This window comes from Bifidobacterium sp. ESL0769, assembly GCF_029395495.1.
GTDB lineage: Bacteria > Actinomycetota > Actinomycetes > Actinomycetales > Bifidobacteriaceae > Bifidobacterium.
In genome coordinates this window covers 1,312,379-1,324,183 of record NZ_CP113918.1, presented here as the reverse complement: position 1 = coordinate 1,324,183, position 11,805 = coordinate 1,312,379, and the positions used below count along the sequence as shown (strand labels likewise).

6 protein-coding genes are annotated in these 11,805 nt (G+C 56.8%); 4 read left to right on the top strand and 2 right to left on the bottom strand.

Annotation, left to right across the window (positions count from 1 at the left end):
- The first annotated feature begins 12 nt into the window (after positions 1–12).
- The 4 genes from OZX72_RS05400 to OZX72_RS05385 all read left to right on the top strand — a co-directional run bounded on the left by OZX72_RS05400 (position 13) and on the right by OZX72_RS05385 (position 8,842).
- Positions 13–3,774, top strand: a complete 3,762-nt coding sequence (locus OZX72_RS05400) for a tetratricopeptide repeat protein (RefSeq protein ID WP_277157666.1) — start codon at positions 13–15, stop codon at positions 3,772–3,774.
- A gap of 191 nt (positions 3,775–3,965) precedes the next feature.
- The gene (gene ligA / locus OZX72_RS05395) at positions 3,966–6,812 is read left to right on the top strand and encodes an NAD-dependent DNA ligase LigA (protein ID WP_277157665.1); all 2,847 of its coding nucleotides are present in this window, start codon (positions 3,966–3,968) and stop codon (positions 6,810–6,812) included.
- 111 nt (positions 6,813–6,923) lie between these two features.
- Positions 6,924–8,048 carry an Mrp/NBP35 family ATP-binding protein gene (locus tag OZX72_RS05390; RefSeq protein WP_277157664.1) on the top strand — a complete coding sequence of 375 codons (1,125 nt, stop codon included), beginning with the start codon at positions 6,924–6,926 and terminating at the stop codon, positions 8,046–8,048.
- 128 nt (positions 8,049–8,176) lie between these two features.
- Positions 8,177–8,842 (top strand): GrpB family protein, encoded by a 666-nt coding sequence (locus OZX72_RS05385; RefSeq protein ID WP_277159373.1) that lies wholly within the window; start codon positions 8,177–8,179, stop codon positions 8,840–8,842.
- A 71-nt stretch (positions 8,843–8,913) separates the two neighbouring features.
- On the opposite strand, the gene OZX72_RS05380 is transcribed toward OZX72_RS05385, so the two are convergent.
- Together OZX72_RS05380 and glnA are read right to left on the bottom strand one after the other, a co-directional pair.
- Entirely contained in the window at positions 8,914–9,624 is a 711-nt protein-coding gene (locus tag OZX72_RS05380) for a hypothetical protein (RefSeq protein WP_277157662.1), read from the bottom strand.
- Between the two features lie 608 nt (positions 9,625–10,232).
- Entirely contained in the window at positions 10,233–11,669 is a 1,437-nt protein-coding gene (glnA, locus tag OZX72_RS05375) for a type I glutamate--ammonia ligase (protein WP_277157661.1), read from the bottom strand.
- Between the last annotated feature and the right edge of the window lie 136 nt (positions 11,670–11,805).

Genomic DNA, 11,805 nt, shown 5'->3' with positions numbered 1-11,805 from the left:
AGAATTATCCATATGTCCAATTTCACACAGCATTTGCATGATTTCGCCTCTTCTTCGCGGTTTGGCAGGTTTGTCGAGTCGGCCAGGGGCATCGCGCATCGTGTGAATACGATGGTGGGCAGTGGTGTTTCACGCAACGATATCGATGAAGCGACTCCAGCTTTGTTGCCTTCATCATCCTCGTCTTCTTCCCCGAGAACACAGGGCAAAACCCGAACCAGTGCCATGATGCAGGAGTTTTTCGAGCGCTCGGTCCAGTTGGGGCCGATGGTCAAACGGCATATTTTTGAAGACTTTCCGGACGTTCCTGACGGTCTTTCGCTCGGGTGGGCGCAGCTGCCGCAGCTCGACGGGCGTTTTTTCGCTCTCGGAATGTTTCTGGCACCCAATGAATTCTGCCAGGTCGCTTTGGTCGACGGCAAGGGCCGGGTGTTTCTTGGCGGCGACCCGCAAATGGACACCCACGACGTGGAGCCGGCGCTCGTTTTCGGCAAGGAGGGCGATTTTTCGCTTTCCAATGACAGCAGGATGCGTGGCGGCAAGGCCGGCAAATCCGGTTCATCGCAACAAACTTTTCAAAACGCTGGCTTTGACGCGAAATCCACGAATGAATCCGATCCGGTTGGCGAGGGTGAAAGCCGTGGCATCGACGTGGTGCAAGGCGGCATCGTCGGTCGCGATATGTTTGGCCAGATGACCTGGCTGGCCTCGTGGCTCAAGCGCGGCAACCGCTATACGTTGGAGCAGATGCGCTACCGTCTGCCTGAGAACCTGCGCCTTAATCTCGAATACCGGGATGCGATGGCCATCGCCTTCTTCGCCACCTACATGCTTCCGCAGATGAGCGGGCAGCTTATTGGTTTCGGTGCCGGCAACATCTTCCGCAGGCTTAACAGGGAGGCGCCGCTTGGTGCCATTCGTCGCAGTGTGCGCGACAGCATGGAGGCGCGGACGCACGGACTGCGCGTCTCCGGTCTTGAGGATTATTTCGCCGATCTGATGCGCGAATCAGGGGCATTGAAGCCGTCGGCCGGACTCGAGGCCGTTCACGGCGCGGAACCGTTGCATCTGTATACCTCGAGCTATTCCGGAGCGTATTTCTTCACCTGGGATGATTCTCTGAATCTGGCTCCGGCCCTTGAAGCCTTGAACATTGAAGGCAATCTCAACCGTTTCGCGTCTGTCAGCGTCTGGCTTGAACACAATGCACACACCGGCGCGCTGCCCATCGAAGACACGGTCACGCGTGCGCAGGCCGCTCAGATCGACCATGCGCTGCTGGAAAATCCGGCCTTGATGGCGTTGAAACCGTTGCCGAAGCAGGGTGCCGACTTGCGTGAGCCGAGCTCCGTGTCGTTGTCTCGGATGATCGGGATAGCCGGGAAGACCGCAGATCGTATTGCCGCAGATGCAGCCGGTAATGATCATGCCTCTTCGGTTCAAACCGCTGCTTCCACTTCGGTCGGTCGAGGCGAATGGGTCTATCGCCAGGCGCTTTCCACATTGCTGCGTCAGATACGGGTGCCTTATCGCTTCGACACCGAATTCCGTTCCAATCTGGAGCTCGGTAATGTTGCCGTCGCCTTTACCACCGCCGGGCGCACCATGATGCCGACCAGCCGATACGATTCGCAGCGTCACACGTGGGTGGCTTTGAGCGAGAACGAGCGTACCGCGATGAGCGAACGCTACAATCTGCGTGTCGGCCTGATGATCGCCGCGCTTTGCTTCGGTGCCGATGACAGTATCCAAAACGTCTCCATCCGCATCGATTCGATGGGGCTGGAAGAGGCCGTCGAACAGCAGGATTCCGCCATTTCCAAGCTCATGGCTCAGGCGTTGGGCGCGTTCGAACGCATGCCGAGCGGTGATATGCGAAGGGGCGGGTCGAAAGCCGATCCCAAGGACGGCGATATTCATGGTGACCCCTCACAGGCAGGTCCCGTGGCAGCCGCCCACGATTCCATGCCGTTTGCCTCTTCTGCAATGCAAACTCCCGAAGACGACGAGAGCAACGATTCCGCAGAATCTCAAAACGATGACGGTGGGCAAGGGCATGCAGGCTCGAATGCCGATGCCGATAAAACGAATCCGACCAGCGCGGCACAGGCTTCGGCGCCAACACAGGCACAGAGCAGTCCGGCAGACGGCGTATCGGACGGTAAAGGCGATAACAGCGCAAACAATGGCAACCGGCAGGGTGGTTCCGCTTCTGAAAACCCGCGTTTCGCAAATACCGAAGATTCGAACGATAACGAGACCAACGATGATTCCCGCGACGATTTTCATGGTGATGAAGCACAGATCGATGCTCAATTCGCCGATCTGATGAAGGGTGTCGACCTCGACAGCATCGCCATGTCGGTGCCGCAAGGCGATCAGGAAACCGAAATCGCTGACGACGCTCAAGGCGAGGACGACAGCGACGGCAACGATCCGCTTGCGGTGCTGCGCAGCGGTCCTACCGCACACAATATGGCGACCGTGACCTTCACGCGCGAGGAATTCATGCGCCGCATCGCCTCTGACGGACTGAAGCACCCGATTGAGACATATCGCGAGTTCGGCGCGTCGCTCAATATCGAAGCCGCCATGCCGCGCAACGCCAACCCACAGTTCACTCTGCGCGACAAGCGTTTCTCGCCTCTGGGAAGCCAGGAGGAGCCGGAACTTGCCGATGTGTCGATCAGCGGTGATGCTAGGCGTGTTCTCGGAACGGACAACATCACCGGGCTCTCCATTCAACGGGCCGACCTGCTTCAGCGTGCGGTAAGCGATTTCCATCGAATTGCCGAAGACGATACGCTACCCAGCGTCGCCAAGGCCCAACAGGCCATCGCCATCGTCGAATCCAACGGCGATCCGGAATTGAAGAAGCTCTCGCCGAGCGTAAGCAGCTCATTGATCGACGGGGTCGACACCCCGGATCTCGATTTCACACTCGCCAAAGATCTGGACGCCGAACGGGTGAAGGCGCGGGATCTGCTCTTTTCCGGGCAGGTCGACCAAGCCATTGCAAGCCTCGAAGAGGCCGTCGAGAAAGTGGACGCGCTCTATGCCCCGACCGGAGCTCCGCGATATTTCAACTCTTATGCAGAGCGCGTGGTCTACAACCGTCTCTTCGCCACCAGCGACGAGAACACCGTGCTCATTCCCGACAACCTCTTTTACGCCCACATGGAACTGGCCGATGTGCTGGCACAGTTGCAGGGTGCGAAAGCCGCGCTGCCGCACCTGAACCAGATGGTCTCCTACGCTCCGGCCTACCCGCTTTCGCATATACGACTCGCCGTGCAGCTGGCTCGCGAAGAGGATTGGAATTCTGCCCGTGCCGCCTGCCTCAATGCTTTGCGTGTCTCTCTGGACCGGGACGACGCGGCCTATGCCTACTACCGCTTGGCCTATGCCGAATGGATGCTCGGTGATTTCGACGTAGCGGCCGCAAGCTATATCATGAGCGAGCACATTTCCCCGGGCAAGATCGCCTCGCTTGATGGCGAACTTCAGGAACTGCTGGCCCGGGCCCAATCCCAGTGCATTCTTGTCCCGGTTTCCTTCGAGTCCGCTCAGCAGGTGCTGGCTTCCCATGATCTTCCGGTGTGGCCGCATACTGAAGTCGGCGACATCGTTCGCGACGCGGCTCGTGTGTGCGTTGACAAAGCGCTTTTTGTACCGGCCCGAACCCTTTCGGTGGCGGCCGCAAGGATGGATGACAGTGCCGATGACGGGATGGACATGGCCCAGGCGCAGTTCCTGCGTTCCCTGAACGCTTGAATTATGCCTTGAGCTTGGTTGTCTACTGACTTCTGGGTGCTGTATGCCATCATCAAGTGCGGTCATTCGTTAGTGGGGTGTGAGCGATTCCCGCTCTGTCCGCTTTCTTGACATGACCGTACAATCAGAGGGAATGGTGCGAGGCTGATATTGTAATACTGTTGGTCTTGTGTATGGATTGGATGGGGAAAATGGTCAAATCGGCGAAACCGAAAAACGAGCAAAACGATACTCAAGCTTCGTCTCAAGGCGACCAGTTGGCCTGGGATTTTGAAGGCGATAAACCCGAAGTCGGCGACAACGTCGGTGCTGCCCGATATGAGCCCGGCTCTCTGGAATGGATCGCCGCATTGCAGCATACCGATGCCGATGCCACAAGGCTTGAAAAGCTCGACGTTTCCAAGCTTTCAAGCGAGGCCGCGGCACGGCTCTGGGCCCGTGTGGCCGCATGGGTCGAAAGCGATCAGATAGCCTATTACATCGATTCCGATCCGGTTTCCTCCGATGCCGCCTACGACATCTTCATGCGTTGCCTGCAGGCGCTCGAGGCTGATTTCCCGGCTTTGGACAACCCGCAATCGCCGACCCATCGTGTCGGCGGCACATTTTCGAATGAATTCCCCGATGTTACGCTGCCTTCGAGGATGCTGAGCCTAGACGATGTGTTTTCCGTCTCCGAGCTGAAAGACTGGTACGACGGTGTACTGAAAGCCTTGGAATGGCCGGAAGGCAAACCATTGCCAATGACCTGCGAAGTCAAGATTGACGGGCTCGCACTTGATCTGTTGTATCGTGACGGTGTTCTGGAACAGGGGCTGACGCGTGGTGACGGCACGACCGGCGAGGACATCACCACCAATGTGCGTACCATCGCCTCGATTCCGCAGAACCTTCAAGGAGCGAGTGAAGACATCCCGCGATTTGTCGAGATTCGTGGCGAAGTATTCATGCGCTGGGACGATTTCCACGAGCTCAACAAGGTCAACGAAAACGAAGGAAAGGCGCCGTTCGCCAACCCGCGCAACGCTGCAGCAGGCTCGCTGCGTCAGAAGGACCCGAGGATTGCCGCATCCCGGCATTTGAGTTTCTACGCGCACGGCTTGGGGCTGCTGCAATGGGCACCCGGCAGTGCCAACGAAGGCCATGATGCCGTCAACGACCAGTCCGAAGCCTACGATCTCTACAAAAAGTGGGGGATTCCGGTCTCTCCTCACAACCGTGAAATCACCAGCTTCGACCAAATTCTTGACATGATCGACTATTACGGCGAGCACCGCGGCGACATCGAACACGCGCTCGACGGTATCGTGGTGAAGGTTGACGACCTGGCACTGCAGCGCAGGCTCGGCGCCACCTCGCGTGCCCCGCGTTGGGCCATCGCATATAAATATCCGCCGGAAGAAGTCAACACCAAGCTGCTTAATATCGTCGTTCAGGTTGGCCGTACCGGCCGTGTCACGCCGGTTGCTGTGCTCCAGCCGGTTTATGTCGCCGGCTCGACCGTCGCCGCCGCAACCTTGCACAATCCTTCCGAGGTCAAGCATAAGAACGTGATGATCGGTGACACCGTTGTCGTTCGCAAGGCCGGCGACGTCATTCCTGAGATCGTCGGGCCGGTATTGGAACGGCGCAAAGGCCACGAAAACGAGCTGCGCGAATTCGTCATGCCCGAATATTGCCCGTCCTGCGGAGCCAAACTGGCCCCCGCCAAGGAAGGCGACAAGGATATCCGCTGCCCGAACGTCGAAAGCTGCCCCGCGCAGTTCACTCAGCGGGTCATGAACCTGGCCAGCCGCAAGGCGCTGGATATCGAGCACCTGGGGGAGCAGAGCGCCATCGCTCTTACCAATCCGGAGGAGAACCGGCCCGACACCGTGGCGACCTATGCTCCCGACCTGCGCGATATCGAAGTCGGTCCCGGTGAGGAACCTGAGCCTTACGAACCGCCGGTTGGGCTTCAACTGCCTGAAAAGCAGAAGCCGGTGCTCACCAGTGAAGCCGGGGTGTTCAATCTCAACGCTGACGACCTGAAGAATGTCGAGGTCTGGCGCGAATCCGACATCATCGAGGTCAGCGAGCATGTCAACGAAAAGGGACGCAAGCAGAAGCGCCGCAAGAACCGCGGAGGTTCAGGCCTGTGGCACCGTGTCCCTGCGTTTTGGACGATTCCGATGGAGGCGAAGAAAAAGAAACCCTCAAAAAAGGCAGCGGAGAACGGGAATCAAGCGTCTGTTGAAGATGGCGGAGAGATTTCTGCTGAGCTTCGCAGCCAAGCGCGAGTCAATGGCAGCGAAGGTGCTCCCACGCATGACGAAGGTAGGGTGTCGGCGGCAATGCAGGCTCAAGTTCAATCGCTTTCGCGCAAGTATCCGGAGTATGATGTTCCTGCCGATGCCATGGTTGTGGGGTCGAAGCGGCGCAAGACGCGCGACGGAGTTACCGAGGTGCCCGTCTACGTCCGTCCCGGTGAGAATACCAAGAAGATGCTCGAGGAGATTGACAAGGCCAAACAGGCCGACCTTTGGCGGGTGCTGGTGGCGCTTTCCATTCGTCGTCTCGGTCCTCCTACGGCACGTTTGATCGCCAACCGGTTTGGATCTCTGAACGCCATCGCCCATGCGAGCGTGGACGATTTGGTTGCCATCGACGGCATCGGTCAGGAAATCGCCGAATCCGTGGTTTCGTGGTTTGCGGACGCCCGTAAGCCGGGGGATTGGCGGGGCAAAATCCTCGAGGCTTGGGAAGCCGCCGGCGTTGGTCAAAGCGTCGAAGAGAACACGCTACCCCAGACGCTTGCTGGCAAGACGGTCGTCGTCACGGGTTCGCTGGAAGGCTACAGCCGTGAATCCGCCAAGGAAGCCATCGTCGAACGCGGCGGCAAGGCTGCCGGTTCGGTGAGCAAGAAAACGGATTACGTGGTCGTTGGCGCGAATGCGGGCTCCAAGGAAGCCAAGGCTGAGGAACTCGGCGTGCCGATGCTCGACGAGGCCCAGTTCAAGACACTGCTCGAAACCGGTGAACCAGAGGACAAGAACTGAACGTCTCGAAATGCTGAGCGGTGCGAAACGCTGAATGACGTAATGCATAAAAGTACTGGCGAGCCGTCGGTGGAAACGATACAGTGGAAGGCGAGTGAAAAGGAAGGTACGATGACGCAGAACGACACGATGGAACGGCAGATCGAACAGCAGATCTACGAGCGTTTGAGCCATGTCATCGATCCCGAATTAGGTCGTTCCGTCACCGATTTGGGCATGATTCCCGACGTTAAGGCCGTCAAATCTAATACGGGCGATAATACTTATGACGTCACTGTCCACGTCGAGCTCACTGTACCAGGCTGCCCGCTTTCCAAGATCATCAGCAAACGTATCACGCAGTCCGTGCTCACCTACCCTGACGCCAAGCTGACACCGAAAATCGAAATCGGGGCGATGAGCCGCGAAAAGCTCGAGAAACTCGTGGGCGAGCTCAAGGCGGAACGTCGCCAGAACCTCTTCAACAAGCCCGGCACGAAAACCCGCATCTTCGCCATTGCCTCAGGCAAAGGCGGCGTGGGCAAGTCATCGGTCACCGCCAATCTTGCGGCCACATTCGCGGCGCTTGGTTATGATACGGCCGCCATCGATGCCGATATCTACGGTTTTTCCCTGCCGTCGTTATTCGGTGTTCATTCCCGACCGACTGATTTGAACGGCATGCTGATGCCCGTGGTCGCCTGGGGCGTCAAGATGATTTCCATCGGTATGTTCGCCGGAGCCGACCGCGCGATTCTCTGGCGTGGGCCGCGCCTGCAACGTTCCCTTGAACAATTTCTCGCTGACGTATGGTGGGGCAGTCCTGACGTGCTGTTACTCGATTTGGCGCCGGGAACTGGCGACATGGCGATTTCAGTGGCCCAGGCGTTGCCCAACGCCGAGCTGGTGGTGGTCACCACTCCGCAACCCAGCGCCTCCGATGTTGCTGTGCGTTCGGGGCTGGTCGCCTTGCAGGTGCCAATGAAGGTGCGTGGCGTAGTTGAGAACATGAGCTATTTTGACCATAAGGGCGAACGGCTGCGCATCTTCGGCGAAGGCGGTGGCCAGCGTGTTTCCGATCAACTCACCGAGGCCCTGGGCTATGATGTCCCGCTTCTGACCAAGCTTCCCCTTCAGCCAGAAATCCGTGAAATCGATGATTCCGGCCGCCCAGCGGTCCTCAATCCCGATGGTTCCCTTGCCTCAACCCCGGTTGCCGATGCGTTTACCGACCTCGCAAACAAGCTGATGCGATGAAAAGCTCACGCTCTTTCGTTTGTTCAAAAATGAGAGTCAAATAAACATTGTGGAACATGCTTCCTGATTATGCCTAATATATTATGGGGTCTGTGAATTAAACCGAACACAAGGGAAAAGACTTGTTCATGAATAATAATCTGGGCGGCGATGTGGTTGCGGACCGAGGTGAATATTCGGAATCGGCGGCGTTTCGCAAGGCCATTGTGACTTTTGACGATACTCCTGCACCGCGGGGAGAATCGCCGTTTGTAAGTGGAGAGCCACGACGAGATATCGCCGTCGTTCCTTATGATTCGTCATGGCCGACGCTTTTCGAAAAGTTACGTATGGCTATCGTCAACGCACTCGGTTTTCGTGCATTGGGTATTGAGCATATCGGTTCCACTTCGGTGCCGGGACTTGCCGCGAAGCCGGTGATTGACATCGATCTTACCGTTGCCAATTCGGCTGAGGAACGTTTGTATACACCTGCACTTGAGAAAGCCGGATTCCGGTTGGTTATCCGGGAGCCGTGGTGGTACGAGCATCGCATGTTCCGCGGTGACGATCCGGCCTGCAATCTGCATGTCTGGTCGGTCGGTTCCCCCGAAGCTGTGCGCCATCTCATATTTCGTAATTGGCTGCGGCAGAATGCTGAGGACCGGCACCTTTATATTTCGGTAAAACGTGAAGCTGCAAATCATACTCATACCAGCACGGTGTCAGAATATAACCAGCGCAAGCAAGATACCATTCGTTCGATTTACCATCGGGCTTTCATCGAAGCAGGGCTTATCAGCTCTGAATCATAGTGGTTTCGTGATAGACAAGCGTGTTCTGACCTCGCAAGTTGTCAGAACACGCTTGTCTATCAGTCGGGTTTTCATCGGTCGGACGGGATTGTGAACTCCAATTGGATTTTGTCTGAGTCGTTGGCATTGTCTTCACTGCCAAGAAGGCCTCCCATCAGTTTCGACCCATCCTCGACCACATAGGTATCGGTGGCGCCGCCGGAATCTGTCTTTTTCCAAGTGGCATCGATATAATTACGGTCTTCCGGGGTATCCCAATTGAATGTGATGTCGTGGTTGCTGCTCACATTTATACCGAATTTCCCGCTCTCATCCTTATCATTCATATCCACAATCCACTTGCCCACTACCCCTGTGCGCGGCATAGTAATACGCTTGAAGTCGAAATCTTTATAGTCGTCGTCATTGACCAGAACTTTCATGTTCTTCACGTCGTAAGTGACGCTTTCCTTGTCGTAATCGGCGAGAGTGAGATCTCCTCGTAAGTACTTCTTGTCTAGAGAAGAGAGCGTTGCCACACCATCTTTGTCCACATCGATGCTGATGAGTTTGATTTTTAATCCTGACGAACTGATGCTGAACGACCACGTTCCTTCAGGAACTCCGGGTTTGATGATGCCGGAATGGCCGGAGGATGATCCGGGCCGGGTAAGTATCACCGCGCCTATCACCAGGAGGACGGCCAACACGGATGCGAGAACGGCGATAATGATGTTGCGGTTTTTGGTGGATTGCGCGGCAACCTGTTGGGGCATCGGGTTGCCGTATTGAACGGCAGGCATGGGAGGCAGGCCGGGAGCTTGGCTGAATTGCGGCGCGCCCGCGGCGTGTAGAACGCCGGGATTTGAGAATTGTTGCGGTTGGAGTGTAGGTTGACTCTGCGCTCGGAATTGCTGCGGCTGCACCTGCGGTTGAGGTTGTACTTGCGGCTGGAATTGCCCTGGTTGCGTCTGGAATTGTTGCGGCTGAGGCTGCTGTTGGAATAGCGCTTGCGGTTGGCCATGGGGTTGCTGGGACGGAACAATCGGGGTCCCACAATTAGGACAGAACTGAACGCCGTCGGGTAATGCTGCTCCGCAGTGATTACAGAATCTCAATGTTTCCTTCTTCTTTGCGCCAATGCACTGGATGATTTAAGACTATCGGTACGTGTGGAATTCAATAAAATTGTGATAGGTTTATGACGACTATATTGACCACATAAATTTATAAATTTTACGCATCGGGGAATTTGCGTATCTGTTTTACCTAGATACGTTTACGCAGATATGTATCACATAAATAAATGTTAAGGAAAATAGTATAAAAAATTGCCACACCAACATCAGTCAGTGTGGCAATTAATCAGCCAATCAATGCAGATTGACAGTAGGTTTGTCAGGTCTCAAGCTCAGCAGTTGAAGTAGAGCTCGTACTCGAGCGGGGTCGGAGCCAGACGCTGCTGGTCGATCTCGTCGCGCTTGAGCGAAACCCAGGTATCGATGAGGTCGGTGGTGAAGACGTCGCCGGCGGTCAGGAAGTCGTTGTCTTCTTCGAGGGCATCCATCGCCTCGCCAAGGGAGGCGGGAACGTGCTTCATGTTGTCCAGCTCTTCCGGCGGCAGCTCGTAGACGTCCTTGTCGACAGGAGCCGGGGGCTCGATGTGGTTCAGAACGCCGTCCATGCCGGCCATCAGCTGGGCCGAGAAGGCAAGGAACGGGTTGCAGGAAGGATCAGGGACGCGGAACTCGATGCGCTTGGCCGCAGGAGCAGTGCCGGCGAACGGGATGCGGATTGCGGCCGAACGGTTGCGGGCCGAGTAGACGAGGTTCGTCGGGGCTTCGTAGCCGGGCACCAGGCGCTTGTAGGAGTTGAGCGACGGGTTGGTAAAGGCAAGCACGGAGGAAGCGTGCTTGATGAGGCCGCCGATGTACCAACGCGCAATGTCGGAAAGGCCGCCGTAGCCGTTCTCGTCGTAGAAGAGCGGCTTGCCGTCCTTCCAGAGTGACTGATGGCAGTGCATGCCAGTGCCGTTGTCGCCGGCGATCGGCTTGGGCATGAAGGTCACGGCCTTGCCCGCCTCGAACGCGGTCTCATGCACGACGTACTTGTACTTCTGCAGGTCGTCGCCGGCGTGCTGCAGGGTGTTGAATCGGTAGTTAATTTCCTGCTGACCAGCGCCGCCGACTTCGTGGTGGCTGCGCTCAAGAATCAGGCCGACCTTTTGCAGGTTGGCGACCATGTCGTCACGCAGATCCTGGTTGTGGTCCTGCGGAGCCGGCGGGAAGTAGCCGCCCTTGACACGGTTCTTGAAGCCGACGTTGGCCGAACCATCGGCCTCGACTTCGGCACCGGTGTTCCATGGAGCTTCGATGGAATCGACTTCGTAGAAGGAACGCTGCATCGTGTTCTCATAGCGTACGCTGTCGAAGAGGAAGAATTCGGCCTCGGGGGCGAAACAGGCGGTGTCGGCCACGCCGGTCGACTTGATGTAGGCTTCGGCCTTGGCAGCGACCTGACGCGGATCGCGCGAATAAGGCTCCATGGTGATCGGATCGACCACGGAGTGCGAGACGACGAGCGTTTTGTGCTTGCGGAACGGGTCCACGAAAGCGGTGGAGACATCCGGAACGAGCTTCATATCGGAATTCTCGATGGCCTGGAAGCCGCGAATCGAGGATCCATCGAATGGCTCGCCGTCAGTGAATGCGTCTTTGAGGAATTCACTGGCAGGCACCGTGAAGTGCTGCTGGCCGCCCAGCAGGTCGGTGAAGCGTACGGAGATATATTCCACACCTTCCGTGTTGATGAGGGCTTCGAGGTCTTCCTTGGTTTCGAGTGCAGTCAATGGACCGCTCCTTTCGTTGTGCTAACAATGTTCAAGTGTAAGGTACCGGGTTTCCATAGGTCGCGTCTTGGGTTACGAATATGTTTCGGACGGCGATTTTTCATTGGAATTTGTTGAATTATAAGGGAAAAGGAAA

Bases quoted from the DNA above. Each gene is read 5' to 3' on its own strand.
- OZX72_RS05380 (WP_277157662.1), bottom strand. From the start codon at position 9,624: ATGCCTGCCGTTCAATACGGCAACCCGATGCCCCAACAGGTTGCCGCG.
- OZX72_RS05385 (WP_277159373.1), top strand. From the start codon at position 8,177: ATGAATAATAATCTGGGCGGCGATGTGGTTGCGGACCGAGGTGAATAT.
- OZX72_RS05390 (WP_277157664.1), top strand. From the start codon at position 6,924: ATGACGCAGAACGACACGATGGAACGGCAGATCGAACAGCAGATCTAC.
- ligA (WP_277157665.1), top strand. From the start codon at position 3,966: ATGGTCAAATCGGCGAAACCGAAAAACGAGCAAAACGATACTCAAGCT.
- OZX72_RS05400 (WP_277157666.1), top strand. From the start codon at position 13: ATGTCCAATTTCACACAGCATTTGCATGATTTCGCCTCTTCTTCGCGG.